Source organism: Peribacillus sp. QJM3NY_7 (assembly GCF_056173225.1).
The window spans coordinates 1,428,484-1,444,915 of record NZ_CM149663.1; the positions used below are offsets into that span (position 1 = coordinate 1,428,484).

Genomic DNA, 16,432 nt, shown 5'->3' on the forward strand with positions numbered 1-16,432 from the left:
TTTACCAAAACTAAAGAAGGAAAGACTATTGAAAAGGTTTGAATAGTTGAATAATTTGATGATTTGGTGCAGTGAATCAATGGACTGAAAGAAAGAGGGCCTCTTTGAGACCCTCTTTCTTAATAGTCAGTAAATCATTTACCCAAATTAATCCAGACACTTTTCACTTCAGAATAGTTGTCCAGTGCATAAGATCCCATTTCACGTCCGATTCCGGATTGTTTGTAGCCGCCGAACGGGGAAGCTGCGTCGAACGCGTTATAACAGTTCACCCATACGGTACCGGCACGGAGTTTTCCTGCAACATAATGGGCATTGGCTATATCGCTTGTCCATAAGCCGGCAGCCAAACCATATTCACTGGCATTTGCACGGTTAATGACATCATCTAAATCCTCGAATGGCATTGCCGCTATGACCGGTCCGAAAATCTCTTCTTTAGCAATCGTCATATCCTCTTCAACACCAGCGAATATAGTAGGAGAAACAAAGTAGCCCTGTTCACCCGGTTTATTTCCGCCGACAAGAACTTCCGCACCCTCGTTTTTCCCTTTTTCAATATAGCCCATTACCCGATTTTGCTGCTCCTCGGAAACAAGCGGCCCAATTTGGGTACTTGGATCTAGGCCTATCCCTTGTTTGATGTTTTTTGCATGGCTTGCCATATCGGCAACAACATTATCATAATGTTTCTTTTGGATATAAACCCTTGAACCGGCACAGCATACCTGGCCTTGGTTAAACATGACCCCATTCAAAGCTCCAGGGATGGCTTTTGAGAAATCCGCATCAGGCAGGATGATGTTTGGCGATTTCCCTCCAAGTTCCAATGTGACCCGTTTCAATGAATATGAAGCGGAACGCATGATCAATTTTCCAACTTCGGTCGAGCCGGTAAATGCTATTTTATTTACTTGCGGGTGGTCGACAAGCGCTTGTCCAGCCGTTTCACCAAAACCGGGAACGATATTGACGACCCCATCAGGGAAACCGGCTTCAGCCAATAATTCAGCCAGGTAAAGAGCGGAAAGCGGTGTTTGCTCAGCGGGCTTTAATATGACCGTACAACCTGTAGCAAGTGCCGCTCCCAGTTTCCACATCGCCATAAGAAGCGGAAAGTTCCATGGGATGATTTGGCCGACAACACCAACAGCCTCGTGTTTCGTGTAGTTAAAGTAATTTCCGCTTACCGGGATGGTCTGTCCAACAATCTTGGTGGACCAGCCAGCAAAATATCTCATATGTTCAATTGCTAAAGGAATGTCGGCATTTGTAGTTTCACTGATTGGTTTCCCATTATCCAACGTTTCCAATTGAGCAAGTTCAGTTTTATTTTCTTCCATTAAATCGGCTAGTTTATACATCAGTCTACTGCGTGCAGCTGCGCTCATTCTTGACCAAGGACCTTCATCGAATGCTTTGCGTGCAGCTTTGACGGCTAAGTCGATATCTTCTTTATCAGCTTCATAAACATCGGCAAGTTTTTGTCCTGTAGCAGGATTAGGAGTGGAGAAGGTTTTTTTTGAAGCACTTTCTACAAACTGACCATTAATATAGAGCTTTTTTGGTCCTGTTAAAAATTTTTGCAGCTTTCCACTTACTTCTAACGTTAGATTTGTCATTAATTACCCTCCTGAATAAAATGTTTATCTTGGGCAAAACATGATGACTTATTGTTAACGCTATGATTGCCAATTTTTATGATAAATGAAAAAAAGGGAATATTCAATCTATAACATTCGACAGAATATCCAAGATTTCTTCATCTATTAAAAAAATGTAGTATTATTTTGTCATGACATGTGTAATTACTATAGCAAAAATGAAAGTTAATAGTTAAAATGAAAAAGGATAAAATAACAAGAAGGTCTAAAGTTCTTCAGGAGGAATATATGGGAAATAATGCGAAAATGATATCGCAGCGTAAGTTACTTGGTGTTGCGGGTCTTGGATGGATGTTCGATGCACTTGATGTCGGTATGCTTTCTTTCATCATTGTTGCATTAAAGCAGGATTGGAACTTAACCAGTGAGCAGGTTGGCTGGATTGGGAGCATAAACTCCATAGGAATGGCTGTTGGCGCCGTTTTCTTTGGTGCGATGGCCGACAGGGTCGGACGAAAGAATGTCTTTATCATTACTTTATTATTGTTTTCGATCGCAAGTGGCCTGTCTGCAGCAGTCAGTACACTCAGCCTGTTCTTGATATTGCGTTTTTTGATTGGAATGGGACTTGGGGGAGAACTTCCGGTTGCCTCGACATTGGTCTCTGAAAGTGTTGAAGCGAGTAAAAGGGGAAGGGTTGTCGTCCTTCTTGAAAGCTTTTGGGCGGTTGGCTGGATTTTGGCAGCACTCATATCCTATTTCATCATACCGGCTTATGGTTGGCGGGTTGCATTATTATTGAGCGCAGTTCCAGCTTTATATGCGCTGTATCTACGCTTGAAACTGCCGGATTCACCAAAGTATACGGAACTTGAAAAAAAGCAAAGACCATCTGTATTAAGCAATATGAAAAGTGTCTGGAAAAAGGATTACTCCCGTCAGACCCTTGTATTGTGGATTCTATGGTTTTGCGTGGTCTTTTCCTATTATGGGATGTTTTTATGGCTGCCAAGTGTGATGGTCCTTAAAGGCTTCAGCATGATTCAAAGCTTTGAATATGTTTTGATCATGACGCTCGCACAGCTTCCGGGTTATTTTTCAGCTGCATGGCTGATAGAGAAGATGGGACGTAAATTCGTTTTGATCACATACTTAATTGGGACGGCCGTCAGTGCCTTTTTCTTTGGATCGGCAGAGGGGCTGGCACTGCTGATAGTTTCCGGAATGTTCCTCTCTTTCTTCAACCTGGGGGCATGGGGGGCACTTTATGCGTACACACCTGAACAGTATCCAACATCAGTTCGCGGTACAGGGGCTGGGTTAGCTGCAGGGATCGGGAGGATTGGCGGTGTTCTTGGACCTTTGCTTGTTGGGTATTTAGTTGCCGCAGACACCCCGATTTCTTCGATTTTCACCATTTTTACAATTGCTATTTTAGTGGGGGCAGTTGCCGTGGCTTTTGGGAAGGAAACAAAGAATACCGTTTTGACATAAACAAAGGATGGGGACTGCATGCAGTCCCCATCCTTTTGTTATTTAAAGTCTTTTATGATCTTTAAAAGGGATTCGGAGGCAGTCTTCGGATTATCTGCATTCATGATGGCCGATACGACTGCGGTACCTGATAGTCCGCTATCAGAAAGAGCGGAAATGTTATCGGCAGTGATACCCCCGATGGCTACTGCGGGAATGGATACGCCGCGGCAAATTTCCCCCAGATCCTCAAGTGCCATTAGGGTTGCATCTTGTTTGGTCTTGGTGGGGAAAACGGAACCGACTCCGATATAATCCGCTCCATTTCGTTCGGCTTCGAGTGCTTCTTCAAGAGTGGAGACAGATACACCGACAATCATATCTTCAGGAACCATTTTTTTGACGACAGGCAGTGGAAGGTCATCTTGCCCAATATGAATTCCGTCCGCTCCAACCGCAAGTGCTATATCCACCCGGTCATTGATGATAAGGGGAATGGAAAGCTCATTCAATAACTGTTTTAATGCAGATGCTTTTTCATAAAAGGAGAGGGAGGAATTGTTTTTCTCTCTAAGTTGTACGATCGAGACTCCTCCTGAAACAGATTCTGCAATGATTTTGGTCAATTCTTCTATTGCTATGGACTCTTCCGTAACTAAATACAGGCTTAAATCAATTTGGGACTTCTTCACTTATTTTCACCTCATGCATCCAGATTTCCTTATCCATTCTTGATATGGCATCGATTAATCGCACACGGAAAGTACCTGTTCCTTCATCCTTTTGAAGGGTTGCGGCTGCTAGTTCCCCTGAAATGCTCATTGTTGAGATACCGGCAATTGCTGCAGAATAGAAATCATCGGTGACTCCGGAAAAAGTTCCGATAAGAGCAGTGGACATGCAACCGGTACCTGTAACATTAGTTAAAAGGAGGTTCCCGTTATCGATGATGGACGTATGTTTTCCATCGCTGACCGCATCCTTAGCTCCGCTGACCACGATGATGCTATTCAATTCATTTGCCGCTCGTGCAGCCAGCTCTGCATTGCTAATCGCAAGTTCCCCCGAATCCACCCCGCGAGTAACGGTATCCCCACCCATCAATGACAGGATTTCACTCGCATTTCCGCGAATGATTTGGAAAGTAATCTTACTTAGGAGCTCTTTGACTTGCTCTGTACGATAGGAGGTGGCACCAACGCCCACCGGGTCCAAAATGACCGGGATGTCCAGGGCATTTGCCGTTTTACCGGCAATCTCCATTGCTTCCAAGGCCTTATCATCGATCGTACCGAAATTCAGGACCAATGCATCTGCTAATTTGACCATATCCGCCACTTCTCTTGGGCTCGATGTCATTACTGGTGAACCTCCGATGGCAAGGGTGGCATTTGCACAGTCATTGACCGTAACAAAGTTGGTGATTTGGTGAACGAGTGGTTTCCTTTCTCTTACCTTCATAAATAAATCGGCTGAAGAAACCTTCATAATAAGTCACTCCTTTCTTTTTTTGAATATGAATGAAAATGATGGACAGGTCCATGACCTTTACCGATTGAAAAGCTATTGCGTATCGCTTCGGAAATATAGGTCTTGGCTTGTTCGATCGACACTTGCAATGGCAGTCCATTTGCCAGGTTAGATGTAATGGCGGATGATAGGGTACAGCCCGTACCATGAGTGTTTTTTGTATGAATGCGCTCTCCCTTGATCCAGTGGAAGTCAGTCCCATCATAAAAAAGATCATTTGGATTTCCTGCTGCATGGCCGCCTTTAAGTAAAACGGCTTTGGGACCCATTTCTTGTATCGAAATGCATGCCCTGTAGAAATCTTGTTTCGTCCGAATCGGGAAGCCAGTAAGTACTTCCGCTTCTGGTACATTGGGTGTTACAAGATTTGCAAGCGGAAGCAATTCCATTTTTAAGGCAGAGACGGCCTTTTCGTCGAGCAAATGGTGGCCGCTTTTGGAAATCATGACAGGGTCAAGGATAACGATGGCAGGCATGAAGGTTTTGAGGGACGCAGCGACCGTTTCCACGATTTCTTTTGATCCAAGCATGCCTATTTTTACTGCATCGACAGGAATATCTTCAAAGATAGCTGCAATTTGATCCGATATGATAGCTGTTTCAATGGGCTGTACAGAACGGACCTCCATTGTGTTTTGGGCAGTTACGGCTGTGATGGCAGACATTCCAAATACACCATGTGCAGAAAATGTTTTTAAATCCGCTTGTATTCCAGCACCGCCCCCTGAATCAGAGCCTGCGATCGTTAATGCTGTTTTCATAAAAAAACCCCTTCATATAAGTATTTTTTAGCAATATTTTAAGTAATATGAAAGCTAAAATCGCACCTGCGAATGAACTGAACATAAAAGCCGGTAAAAAACCAAAAAGAGCAGCTTTTTCTCCCAATAGGAGGGTGGCAAGCGGATAACAGGCCAGGGAACCGAGAAAGCCGGTCCCGATCACTTCCCCTAAACAGGCGAATTTTAAGCTTTGTGTTTTTCGGTAAAGGATGGCGGCCAAAAGTGCACCAATCATGCTGCCGGGAAAGGCGAAAATTGAACCGGTACCAATCATGTTTCTAATGATGGAAACTAAAAAAGCTTGTGTCACCGCATATGCAGGCCCCAATAGAACCGCCGTCAGGACATTTGCCAGATGTTGAATAGGAAAGATTTTTGCAAATCCTGCAGGGATGAAAATAAATGAACTGGTAAGCGTCGTTAAAGCCGTGATCATGGCAGTCAATGTCAGTTTCTTGATAGGGTTCATCCTCATGTCAACCACCTATAGAGGCCAATCCTGCTCATTTTGAACCATGTCCCAGAATAAATATTCATATCGGGAAGTAACCAAAAAGTGCTTTTCTAATCTAAGAAGTTCCTTTTCAGGCATGCCTTCCGTCAATTCTTCCAACAAAGCGATCAGCCACTTGTGTGCTTCCCCGAATTCAGGAGATGAATAGGACCTTATCCAATCTGCGTAGCGATTGTTTTCCAGTGCTGCTCCATTTTGTTCTTTTAATAGCAAACCGATTTCATAATAATCCCAAGCGCAGGGCAGGAGACAGGCGATCAAGTCTGCCAAAGTCCCATGCTGAGCTGCATTTAGCATGTAACCTGTATAGGCTAGAGTGGTTGGAGTAGGTTCTGTATTTTCCAATTCCTTGGAGCTGATCCCGAATTCGGAAGCATAATGCCGATGAATATCCATTTCCACTTGAAGGGTTTCATTTAAAATGCTCGCAAATTTTGCCATGGTTTCGATGTTATGGGCTTTGATGACACCTAAAGCAAAGAGCTTGGAATAATCCATGAGATAGACATAGTCCTGCTTCAGGTAATAGGCAAATTTCTTTTCAGGAAGTGTGCCGTTTCCAATTGCCTGGACAAAGGCATGTGAATGGTTCCTTTTCCAAATCTCTTTTGCCCGTGCATGCAGTCTATCACTGAATGTTTCTAATTTTGTATTCTCCATTGTTCATCCTCCTATAGAATGGCTCCCTTTGTTAAATAAAAACCCCGTTCCTGAATACGGAACGGGGTAGATGGATATAGTCTGTAAAATGGACGATATCATCCACTTCCCTCCGCCGGTATGAGCCGGTTCAGGTTCAAAGGGTCCGGAACTAATTCCATCTCAGTCTTAAAAAAGACTCCCCTAGTGGTGTGAATTGTATGTAATTACTGACATCATATCAGAAAGACAAGAAAATGCAACCCGTATTTGAAAGAGGAATCACTTTATGTCCAGGAAAAAAGGGAGAACCAGGTAATTGACTTTTGAAGATTATTAGGATAGAATCATTTCTACATCATTATATATTGAATTCTTATCCAGAGAGGTGGAGGGACTTGGCCCTAAGAAACCTCGGCAGCGGACCCGTTTAGGGAACTGTGCTAAATCCAACAAGCATATGCTTGGAAGATAAGAAGAGCCGAACGGACACTGTCAGCCTCTTCTTACATTAGAAGGGGCTTTTATTTTTGGGAAATAACGTTTAGTGACATACTAGAAAAGGTATATATAATTTGGTGAAATCAAACAAGTTGATAAAGTTTAGCTAACTAGAAGCAGGCACTAGGACGGAAAGGAGCCATTTACATGGCAGAATTATTTAAGAGGATTGAACAGAGGAAGGCAAAACTCATTGAAGAGCTATTGGCCAATGGAGTATACAAAACCTCTGATGAAAGGCACCTTTATGATGCCCCATTAAAAGTACTTGAAGATGAATATAAGATTGTTATAAATAGACCTAATAACGAGTCACCTTCTGAATGGATGACATAGTAATACAATATTTGGATTTTTGAATAAGGGATATGATGTAAGCATTCGCAGTCTACACTAGTGGATGCTTTTTTTGCGTTTATTAGAAAACGACACAAATTATACATAATTAAATAACAAAATAGGTGTTTTGTCACATTTGACCTATAAAATAACACATTTAATTTCTGGAAAATAGTTGATTTTAACTAGTGATTTCATTATGATAAAAGTGTAAAAATATTGAATAAATGGGAGGTGGCTATGATGCCTTGCCGTAAGGTAACTATAGAAAAAGTAGAAGAGAAGAGACAGGAAATGATAAAGTTGGGAGCGATTTACGGCTTAACAAGTCTGCAGACTGTACAAGCCAGCCAAGAATTGGATATGCTATTGAATGCGTTAGCAAGTAAAAGAGATTCTGAATATTTTTCCCTTCAAGAAGCATATAGGTATTTTTAAATTAGCAATTCAACCTGTATTAATCTAAAAAAGCTACTGCTCAAGGCAATAGCTCTAAAGAATTATATTTAAATATCGACACGTTTACCTAGAATGATCAAATCCCGCTCAATGCCATCCATCTCGGCAACTTGAGGTAAATGTGCCCATTCTTCAAACCCGAATTTAGAAAAAAGCTTAAGGCTTGGTGTATTATGGGCGAAAATGAAACCCAATAAAGTCTTAACACCTAATTTTGGACTCAATTCAATTGCCTTTCGAATCGAAATTTGTCCAATTCCTTTTCCCCGGAAATAATCATCAATGTAAATGCTGATTTCGGCAGTGGAATTATATGCCGGTCGGCCATAAAAGGATTGAAAGCTCATCCATCCAGCGGTTTTCCCTTCTATAGTAATGATATATAGCGGTCTACTTTCTGAATGATGTTCCTCAAACCATTTAACCCTCGATTGGACGGATACAGGTTCCGTATCTGCCGTGACCATCCTTGAAGCAATTGTCGAATTATATATTTCAACAATTCTGGGTAGATCAGATAGTTCTGCCTCTCTAAACTCTATGTGTTCTTCCATGATTTAAACTCCTAACTATCATTTATTCAATCTCCAGAATGTAGGGTAATCCCGTTTTTGGTTTTAGGGACGTTGAATGAAACCCAATCCATTGAAAGTTTTATATTATCATACACTCTTTATTCTTTATCTGACAATTCTTTTTTATGTTAGTACTGCAGATTTTTTGGGTATGAAAAAGATTAAATACTTCTAGTAAAAAACAAGAGGAGAACCAAATGAAAAAATTGGCAGGTATATTGATTATCGTACTGGTTATATGTTTTGCTGCATATGAATTTCAGGCCTCGGAGTCGGAAGATGTGCAAAGGGTCATGGCTTTTGGAGATTCATTAACCTATGGAAAAGGGGATAAGGACGGGGAAGGATATATAGATGGCCTTGAAGATGAATTGAATAATCCCCAATCGGAGCAAAAAGTGAGTTTTTGGAATTACGGTATTAAAGGCCAGGAAACGGATGGGGTGATGAAACAGCTAGATGATTACCGAATTAAAACGAAACTTGATGAAGCCGATACTTTCATTGTTTTTATTGGAACGAATGACTTGATCAATAGTAATGGCGGGAACTTGGAGAAAATAAGTGACCGAAAAATCAATGAGGGTAAACGGGAATATATCAACCATCTGAAAAAGATTACATCAACACTGATAGAGGCAAACGATAAAGCGGATATTCTGGTAATAGGACTATATAACCCAATTAAAGACAATCAAAAACTTGAAAAGCACATTCGCGATTATAACGAGTCAATAAAGGGATTAGCGGATAAAGATGAAAGGATTTTATTCATTCCTACAAATGATCTTTTTGAAGATGAAAAGAAAACAAAGTATTTCAGTGATAAGTTACATCCGAATGAAAAAGGGTATCAGCTCATTGCGAATCGGGTTTTGGAAAGTTATGATTTCAAATGAAACCAAACATGCACTGAAAGGCTTTCTGTGCATGTTTGCCTGCTAAGTTGCTAGGTATTTGATATCGCTTAGTTGAGGGAACTGTAAGTCATGGAGCTGCTTGTATCGGCCGTTGTTTAGCATTAACTGGTCATGTGTTCCTTTTTCAAGAACCTGCCCTTTTTCCAGAACGATGATTTGATCGGCATCATGAATGGTCGATAAACGATGTGCAATGACTATTGAAGTCCGTTTTTTCATTAAACGTGACAAGGCTTGCTGGATCAAATGTTCAGATTCTGTATCCAAGGCCGCCGCCGTTGCTTCATCAAGAATGATGATTTGCGGATTTTTCAAAAGTGCCCTGGCAATGGCAATGCGCTGTTTTTGTCCGCCTGAAAGCTTGACTCCGCGCTCTCCGATCTGAGAATCATAACCATCAGGAAAGGCACAGATAAAGTCATGCGCATTTGCCGCTTTGGCGGATTCGATGATTTCATAATCTGTAGCATTAAGTTTGCCATACACGATGTTATCACGGATGGAACCATTGAATAGAATGATATCCTGAGAAACAATTCCCATTTGTCCCCGTAATGACTTCAGTGACACATCTTTGATATTATGTCCATCCATTTTAATCGTTCCATTTTGCGGATCATAAAATCGGATCAGTAGGCTCGTGATGGTCGATTTTCCTGCGCCGGAGGAGCCGACCAGAGCGGTTACTTGACCAGCTTTCATGGTCAGGTTTAGATTGCCGAGAACTGGAACAGTCTCATCATAAGCAAAGTCAACACTTTTAAACTCAATTTTCTTTTTTATGGCATGGAGTTCAATGGCATTTCCCTTGTCACTTATTTCAGGTTTGGTTTCCAATATTTCAGTTATCCGCTCAAAGGCGGCGGCTGATTGCTGGACAATGCTGATTACCCGGCTAAAGTTGCGAACGGGACTCTGCAGTAACCTCAAATAGGCGAGAAAGGCCACGATTAATCCTATTGTGAATTCACCTTCCATTACTTGCCAAGCACCGAACACAATGACTGCTACAAGACCGATATTGTTCAATAAATCAATAATCGGCCCGAACATGGAACGCAGCCGAACGGACTTAAGGTTTGCAGTCATATTTTCCTGATTACGCTCCGCAAACCTCCTTGATTCGAATTCTTCATTTGTAAAAGATTGAATGAGCCGCATTCCTGAAATCGAATCCTGTAACTGGTTGCTGACATCTCCTGCGGAACTTTGTACAGACCTAAATGACATCCTGATGCGTTTCCCGAATACCCTTGTGATATAGAACATGAAAGGGAATGTAATAAGAAGGACAATGGTAAGCTTCCAGTTAATGAAAAGCATATATACCGCTACGGCAATGAAGGTCACCGTGTCAGTCAAGACTTGAAGCATGCTCGAAGAGATGAGCTGCTGCAGTAAATTGACATCATTGGTCAACGCGACATTAAGTACCAGTCCGGTTTTTATCAAAGAATTTCATATCCAGTGTTTGAATATGTTCATACATGCTATTGCGTATATCCATGATGGCCTTTTGACCGACCTTGGAAACGATATAGCTGTTAAAGTAGTTCAGTATAGCCAATAAGATTGCAGTACAAAGAATTCCTGCACCAATCCAGATCAACGAGTCATATCTTTTTTCGGGAATGATTTTATCAATCGTAAATTGTGTCAATTGGGGGATGGAGAACTCCATTTAATCGTGCTGATACCAAGACGATGGGCAAGCGGTGCAAAGATTTCCAACGTCTCATTCGATATCCTACTCTGCTTTTCCTGCGGCAGATGCTTCAATGTCCGCATATTATCTCAAGCAATGAAATGAAAAGCATGATACATAAAACCAAAGAGCAAAACTTCCATTTCGACGGGACCCGATTGAACATTTGTTTAAGCATCAACCATATGCTTCCTTTTGAGGGTATTGCATGTATTGCACTGCGCCCTTTGTGGCTGAATGGAATATGTCCTCCACTCATAACGATCACTCCTATTTTACTGTCCTAGATGATTTTTGCCTTTATGACTATCATAGAGCTTTTCTAAAAATAGACAACTTTAAATCGGTTCGTTTTGTCAAAAAAAGAATTATTATTTTACACTTTCCTATAGGACATGGAATAATTAAAGGAGATTAGCGAGGCTGATAAGAGGAGATGCTAAAATGAATGAAAATGAAAAAATCAGGGGAGAACTTTTAAATGCGGTCAACGGACTATCGGATGAACAGCTGAACGCCCAACCTGAAACAGGAAGATGGAGCATCATCCAGGTTTTGGATCATTTATATTTAATGGAGAGGGCCATAACAAAGAGCATTTCCGATAAATTGAAAAGCGATGAAAGCATTCCTGCTGTGGATAAACCGATAGAACTTACGTTAAATCGTAAAATGAAGGTCCAGGCCCCGCCATTTGTCACTCCGTCGGAATCATACCAAACTTTGAGTGAAGTTAAGGAGAAGTTGTCCGAATCCCGAAAAGCTTTTGTACATGTCGTTGACCATGCAAAGGAAATTGATCTCGAACAAAAGTCTTTTACGCATCCTTTGTTCAAAGATTTAAGCCTGAAGCAATGGATTCCGTTCGTGGGACTGCATGAAAAACGGCATTTATTGCAAATTGAAGAATTAAAAGCAAAGTTATAATAGAAGAAAAACTCATCCGTCTCTGGTTGAGTTTTTCATTTTCAGATAGATATTTTCGTAAAGGAAGGATTTTTTAAGTGAAAGCCACTTGGATAAGGACATGTTTGGTATTGGGCTTTTTCGGATTGCTGCTGTGGCTATTGTTCAAGTATATGCTTCCGCCTGATCTAGACGAAATCGAACTGACTGACGAGCTGAATCCGATCGTAGCCGAAAAAAAAGACGAGCTCATTCAACTGGCTAAGGACAAAGGCATCCCGGTAATCATTACGGCCGGATTCCGGTCTTTAGCCGAGCAAAATGAACTCTATGAAAAGGGCCGATCAGACCCGGGCAACATCGTAACGAATGCAAGAGGTGGCGAGTCGCTGCATAATTTCGGTTTGGCGATAGATTTTGCCCTCCTTAACAAACAAGGCGAGGCCATTTGGGATATGAGTTATGACGGTAACGATAATGGAAAGTCGGACTGGATGGAAGTCGTAACAATCGCTAAAGGGTTAGGTTTCGATTGGGGAGGGGATTGGGCAGGGTTCAAGGATTATCCGCATTTACAAATGACATTTGGCTTAAGCCTGCGTGAGCTGCAGCAAGGCAAGCAGCCAAAAGGGCAGTGAAAGTGGTTGGCTTCATCATAAGCCGCATAATTTTGACTAAAAGCAGGAAAATAAGCATGTGAATTGCTTTACAGGTAAGAATTCGATAAAGTGAACTAGTGAGAAATCAGACATAAAGGAGTGCAGTCACCATGGAAGAAACAAAAAATTGCCGGGACTCTTTGGTCATAAAAACAAGCCTGGTCCTCCCGCCGGATACAAATAATATTGGTACGATGTTCGGAGGCAAATTAATGGCATACATTGATGATGTAGCGGCTATATCAGCCATGCGTCATGCGCGAAGCAACGTCGTTACGGCATCAACTGATTCCGTCGATTTCCTGCACCCTATTCACGAAGGAAATGCAGTTTGCCTTGAAAGCTTCGTGACTTATACGGGCAGAACATCAATGGAAATCATCGTAAAGGTGATTGCAGAGGATTTAGTTACAGGAGCCCGAAATTTATGCGTCATTTCCTTCCTGACATTTGTTGCCATTAATGAAGAAGGTAAACCAATTCCTGTTCCCCGTTTGGTTCCGGAAACGGAGATGGAAATGAATTTAAATGAATCAGCAAAACAACGGGCCCAAATAAGGAAAAAAAGAAGGGAAGATACACAGTTCATTGCAAGTACTTTCGGTGTGAAACTGCCATGGACCGATCAATCAAATCCAGGATTATATAAATAAGATAGGCATCCCTTCAGCCGTTCTTATTGATGATCGAGACATTAAGTGAAAAGACGCTTGGATAATTCCAAGCGTCTTGTTTATGTTCCCTTGTTAGGTCTTTTAGTCATCGCTAGCTAAAATACCAAAGAAGCGCAAGATGTTAATGAATAGGTTAATGAAATCAAGGTATAGATTCAACGCCATGAGCGGTACTTCTTCGGCTGTTACCCCGTAATGCTTCATTCGATTGAAATCATATAAAATATAACCGCTGAAAACTAAAATCCCTATAAATGAAAAGACCAGCATGGCTGTAGAACTTAATGGATAGAAAATGTTGAAAATGCTAATGACGACTAAAGCTAGCAAGGCCGCAAATAACATTCCCCCCAAGAATGAAAGGTCCCTTTTGGTGGTTGTGGCATAAACCGCCAGTCCTCCAAATACGACTGTCGTCGTAACACCTGCCAGGATCACCACATTTGCCCCTGCTGCGGCTAGGTAGTGGGCAATGATCGGATAGGTCGTAATTCCGGAGATCAACGTGAAAATATACAAAAATGTGTAACCGATGGCTTTTTTCCTTCGCAATATGAATGCTCCAATCAACATGGCAATCTCAAGTATCGCCAAGGGAAGAAACAAGGATGGCGGAACAAGAGTGCCGAGAGCCATACCTAAAACGGAAACGGCAAGAGATAAAGCGAACGTCCGCATGACGGACGGCATATATGTTTGTACAGTTTGTGAATACATTCAATCACCCCATCATTTATTTTCTACCGTTTTCTACGAATCTGTTTTAAAAAGGTTTCATTGCATACAATGAAAATTTGGTGTTTTTTTAAAAGTATTGAAATATATATGAAGTAATTACCTTTTCTATGATATTCTTACAAATATACTAATTTTTCTGAAATATTAAAATACTTTAAACGAAACCATTCCGCGGTAAGTAAAATGATAAGGTCAATAAATAGACATAAACTTCAAAAAAAGCTATCTCGAAATAATAAATCCGAAATTATTGATTCTATATATTTAATCGGACTTCAAAACTTTACTGTATAACAGTTATAAAGGAAACGTTTTTATGTTGCAGAAAATTATTCCTAAAGTTATAAAATATGAAAAAAATGTGATTATTTTCTATAAAAACTATTGTATAATTGTAAAAAAATGATTAAAATTTTAAATAATTATCAGAAGATTAATTATTTTCCCGATAAAATAGTTTAGGGGGAGCAAGGATGAAGAAAGCTATTTTGCAAATAGAAAACCTAACTACCTCATTCCGAATCGGTAACAAATATCATGCAGCGGTGGATGATGTTTCGTTTACGGTGAATGAAAATGAAATTGTAGCAGTTGTTGGAGAATCAGGGTGTGGAAAGAGTGCATTGGCCTTATCCATCATGCAATTACATAATAAGCAAAGAACGAAATCCGAAGGAAACATCCATTATAATAGCCAAAATCTCCTTAAGTTGAATGATGTACAAATGAATAAAGTCCGTGGTAAGGAATTGGGTATGATATTCCAGGAACCTTTAACGGCTTTGAACCCGCTCATGACCATCGGAAAACAGATCGAGGAGAATCTTGATTACCATACTGAACTCTCCAGTGCTGAAAAAAAGAACAGGACGATCGAACTTTTGACACAAGTGGGAATTCCATACCCTGAACGGACGTACAAGCAATATCCGCATGAGCTCTCGGGCGGAATGCGGCAAAGGGCAATGATCTCGATTGCCATTGCTTGCAACCCTGCACTGGTCATCGCCGATGAACCCACGACGGCATTGGATGTTACGATCCAAGCGCAAATACTTGATCTGCTGAAAGATATCCAAAGCAGGACGAAAATGGGGATCATCTTAATTACACATGATCTTAGCGTCGTAGCTGAGGTCGCTGACAGGATCGTTGTCATGTATGCAGGTCAGGTAGTGGAAACGGGAAGTGTTAAAGAGATATTCAACAATCCGCTGCATCCATATACAAGGTCATTATTGAATTCGATTCCTTCGGCCGCAAACGAGAAAAACCGTTTGCATGTTATCGAGGGAATCGTTCCATCGATAGCCAAAATGGATCGGATTGGATGCCGCTTCCAAGATAGGATTCCATGGATACCAAAACATGCGCATGAAGAGACACCCCGGCTTCACGAAGTGGGCAACGGTCATTTTGTCCGCTGTACCTGCTATAAAGCATTCTATTTTCAAGCTGAAGGAGATGCATCGGCTCATGACATTACTAAAGTTAGATAATCTAAAAGTGCATTTTCCAATAAGGGGCGGTTTTTTTCGAAGGGTGGTCGATCACGTAAAGGCAGTTGACGGTGTTTCCTTTGAGTTGCAGCAAGGGGAAACATATGGTTTGGTCGGGGAATCCGGAAGCGGCAAGTCCACGACAGGCAAGGCAGTGGTCAAACTGAATGAGGTGACATCCGGACAAATCCTGTTTGAAGGCAGGGATTTAGCATCTTTAAGCAGAAGAGAAATTAAACCGTTCAGAAAAGATATCCAAATGATTTTCCAAGACCCGTATTCATCATTGAATCCGAAGAAGAGGGTACTTGACATCATTGCCGAACCGCTGAGGAACTTCGAACGGTTATCCCCTTCAGAGGAAAAGAAAATCGTACAGGATTTCTTGGACAAAGTCGGACTGAGTCCGGAATCGATTCACAAGTATCCTCATGAATTTTCTGGGGGGCAGCGCCAGCGAATCGGGATTGCCCGATCATTGACATTGAAACCTAAACTGATCATTGCGGATGAACCGGTGTCAGCACTGGATGTTTCCGTTCAGGCACAAGTATTGAATTTTCTTCAGGATCTCCAACAGGAGTTCAATTTGACTTATTTATTTGTCGGGCATGATTTAGGTGTAATCCGGCATATGTGTGACCGGATGGGTGTTATGTATCAAGGTAGATTGGTAGAGGAAGGCAAAAGCGAGGAAATCTATGAAAACCCCCAACATATATACACGAAGCGCCTGATTGCCGCCATCCCTGATTTAGAGCCGGAAGTCCGCGAAGATAAAGTGCAGCTTAGAAAAAAACTCACCTCGGAATATGAGTCTACCTACTCAAAATATTTCGATGAGAATGGACGTGCTTACGATTTGAAGCCAATCTCATCGACACATAGAGTCGCATTACAATAAGGAGGTGGAAG

The 16,432-nt window shown here is 41.4% G+C and carries 19 protein-coding genes, 1 pseudogene and 2 riboswitches; of the genes and pseudogenes, 9 read left to right on the top strand and 11 right to left on the bottom strand.

The window, feature by feature from the left end:
- Positions 1-134: 134 nt before the first annotated feature.
- Complete coding sequence (locus AC0VX1_RS06925) at positions 135-1,622, bottom strand: aldehyde dehydrogenase family protein (protein WP_034314306.1); 1,488 nt, start codon at positions 1,620-1,622, stop codon at positions 135-137.
- 270 nt (positions 1,623-1,892) lie between these two features.
- On the opposite strand from AC0VX1_RS06925, the gene AC0VX1_RS06930 reads away from it, so the two are divergent.
- Positions 1,893-3,098: an MFS transporter gene (locus tag AC0VX1_RS06930; protein ID WP_034314304.1), complete on the top strand. Its 1,206-nt coding sequence runs from the start codon at positions 1,893-1,895 to the stop codon at positions 3,096-3,098.
- Positions 3,099-3,136: 38 nt separating this feature from the next.
- Here the strand turns inward: AC0VX1_RS06930 and thiE are convergent, their stop codons facing one another.
- Genes thiE through tenA form a run of 5 tightly spaced genes read right to left on the bottom strand, consistent with a single transcriptional unit; the run spans position 3,137 to position 6,563 of the window.
- Positions 3,137-3,769: a thiamine phosphate synthase gene (gene thiE / locus AC0VX1_RS06935; RefSeq protein WP_034314302.1), complete on the bottom strand. Its 633-nt coding sequence runs from the start codon at positions 3,767-3,769 to the stop codon at positions 3,137-3,139.
- The gene (gene thiM, locus AC0VX1_RS06940) at positions 3,750-4,565 is read right to left on the bottom strand and encodes a hydroxyethylthiazole kinase (protein ID WP_413010682.1); all 816 of its coding nucleotides are present in this window, start codon (positions 4,563-4,565) and stop codon (positions 3,750-3,752) included. The genes thiE and thiM overlap by 20 nt, the downstream gene beginning before the upstream one ends.
- Complete coding sequence (thiD, locus tag AC0VX1_RS06945; RefSeq protein ID WP_187050675.1) at positions 4,562-5,368, bottom strand: bifunctional hydroxymethylpyrimidine kinase/phosphomethylpyrimidine kinase; 807 nt, start codon at positions 5,366-5,368, stop codon at positions 4,562-4,564. Before thiD ends, thiM begins: the two co-directional genes overlap by 4 nt.
- Positions 5,337-5,858 carry an energy coupling factor transporter S component ThiW gene (thiW, locus tag AC0VX1_RS06950; protein WP_063577812.1) on the bottom strand — a complete coding sequence of 174 codons (522 nt, stop codon included), beginning with the start codon at positions 5,856-5,858 and terminating at the stop codon, positions 5,337-5,339. Before thiW ends, thiD begins: the two co-directional genes overlap by 32 nt.
- Positions 5,859-5,873: 15 nt before the next feature.
- Positions 5,874-6,563, bottom strand: a complete 690-nt coding sequence (tenA, locus tag AC0VX1_RS06955) for a thiaminase II (RefSeq protein WP_328134786.1) — start codon at positions 6,561-6,563, stop codon at positions 5,874-5,876.
- Positions 6,564-6,653: 90 nt separating this feature from the next.
- A riboswitch (TPP riboswitch) is annotated at positions 6,654-6,758 on the bottom strand.
- A 157-nt stretch (positions 6,759-6,915) separates the two neighbouring features.
- Positions 6,916-7,020: riboswitch (SAM riboswitch) on the top strand.
- Positions 7,021-7,190: 170 nt separating this feature from the next.
- Here tenA and AC0VX1_RS06960 point away from each other — a divergent pair.
- Positions 7,191-7,379, top strand: a complete 189-nt coding sequence (locus tag AC0VX1_RS06960) for a Fur-regulated basic protein FbpA (protein ID WP_034314291.1) — start codon at positions 7,191-7,193, stop codon at positions 7,377-7,379.
- Positions 7,380-7,625: 246 nt separating this feature from the next.
- Positions 7,626-7,820 carry a Spo0E family sporulation regulatory protein-aspartic acid phosphatase gene (locus AC0VX1_RS06965; protein ID WP_413022130.1) on the top strand — a complete coding sequence of 65 codons (195 nt, stop codon included), beginning with the start codon at positions 7,626-7,628 and terminating at the stop codon, positions 7,818-7,820.
- 68 nt (positions 7,821-7,888) lie between these two features.
- On the opposite strand, the gene AC0VX1_RS06970 is transcribed toward AC0VX1_RS06965, so the two are convergent.
- Positions 7,889-8,395: a GNAT family N-acetyltransferase gene (locus AC0VX1_RS06970; protein ID WP_034314287.1), complete on the bottom strand. Its 507-nt coding sequence runs from the start codon at positions 8,393-8,395 to the stop codon at positions 7,889-7,891.
- A 218-nt stretch (positions 8,396-8,613) separates the two neighbouring features.
- On the opposite strand from AC0VX1_RS06970, the gene AC0VX1_RS06975 reads away from it, so the two are divergent.
- Positions 8,614-9,315, top strand: a complete 702-nt coding sequence (locus tag AC0VX1_RS06975) for a DUF459 domain-containing protein (protein WP_475470525.1) — start codon at positions 8,614-8,616, stop codon at positions 9,313-9,315.
- A gap of 42 nt (positions 9,316-9,357) precedes the next feature.
- Here AC0VX1_RS06975 and AC0VX1_RS06980 read toward each other — a convergent pair whose 3' ends face one another.
- The 3 genes and pseudogenes from AC0VX1_RS06980 to AC0VX1_RS06990 form a co-directional block, all read right to left on the bottom strand.
- On the bottom strand, positions 9,358-10,788 hold the full coding sequence (locus tag AC0VX1_RS06980; RefSeq protein ID WP_475470526.1) for an ABC transporter ATP-binding protein: 1,431 nt from the start codon (positions 10,786-10,788) through the stop codon (positions 9,358-9,360).
- On the bottom strand, positions 10,763-10,996 hold the full coding sequence (locus AC0VX1_RS06985; protein ID WP_475470528.1) for an ABC transporter transmembrane domain-containing protein: 234 nt from the start codon (positions 10,994-10,996) through the stop codon (positions 10,763-10,765). Before AC0VX1_RS06985 ends, AC0VX1_RS06980 begins: the two co-directional genes overlap by 26 nt.
- Before the next feature lie 17 nt (positions 10,997-11,013).
- Positions 11,014-11,127: pseudogene (locus AC0VX1_RS06990) on the bottom strand (HD domain-containing protein); the annotation flags it as partial.
- Positions 11,128-11,485: 358 nt separating this feature from the next.
- Here AC0VX1_RS06990 and AC0VX1_RS06995 point away from each other — a divergent pair.
- The 3 genes from AC0VX1_RS06995 to AC0VX1_RS07005 all read left to right on the top strand — a co-directional run bounded on the left by AC0VX1_RS06995 (position 11,486) and on the right by AC0VX1_RS07005 (position 13,259).
- Positions 11,486-11,968 (top strand): DinB family protein, encoded by a 483-nt coding sequence (locus AC0VX1_RS06995; RefSeq protein ID WP_475470530.1) that lies wholly within the window; start codon positions 11,486-11,488, stop codon positions 11,966-11,968.
- A 152-nt stretch (positions 11,969-12,120) separates the two neighbouring features.
- Complete coding sequence (locus AC0VX1_RS07000; RefSeq protein WP_081088762.1) at positions 12,121-12,585, top strand: M15 family metallopeptidase; 465 nt, start codon at positions 12,121-12,123, stop codon at positions 12,583-12,585.
- Positions 12,586-12,716: 131 nt separating this feature from the next.
- Entirely contained in the window at positions 12,717-13,259 is a 543-nt protein-coding gene (locus tag AC0VX1_RS07005) for an acyl-CoA thioesterase (protein WP_034314279.1), read from the top strand.
- Positions 13,260-13,361: 102 nt separating this feature from the next.
- Here AC0VX1_RS07005 and AC0VX1_RS07010 read toward each other — a convergent pair whose 3' ends face one another.
- Entirely contained in the window at positions 13,362-13,997 is a 636-nt protein-coding gene (locus tag AC0VX1_RS07010) for a Bax inhibitor-1/YccA family protein (RefSeq protein ID WP_413022120.1), read from the bottom strand.
- Between the two features lie 494 nt (positions 13,998-14,491).
- On the opposite strand from AC0VX1_RS07010, the gene AC0VX1_RS07015 reads away from it, so the two are divergent.
- A complete protein-coding gene (locus AC0VX1_RS07015; protein ID WP_475470533.1) occupies positions 14,492-15,517 on the top strand; it encodes an ABC transporter ATP-binding protein in 1,026 nt (341 codons plus the stop codon).
- Positions 15,495-16,421 carry an ABC transporter ATP-binding protein gene (locus AC0VX1_RS07020; protein WP_475470535.1) on the top strand — a complete coding sequence of 309 codons (927 nt, stop codon included), beginning with the start codon at positions 15,495-15,497 and terminating at the stop codon, positions 16,419-16,421. Before AC0VX1_RS07015 ends, AC0VX1_RS07020 begins: the two co-directional genes overlap by 23 nt.
- Positions 16,422-16,432: the final 11 nt, after the last annotated feature.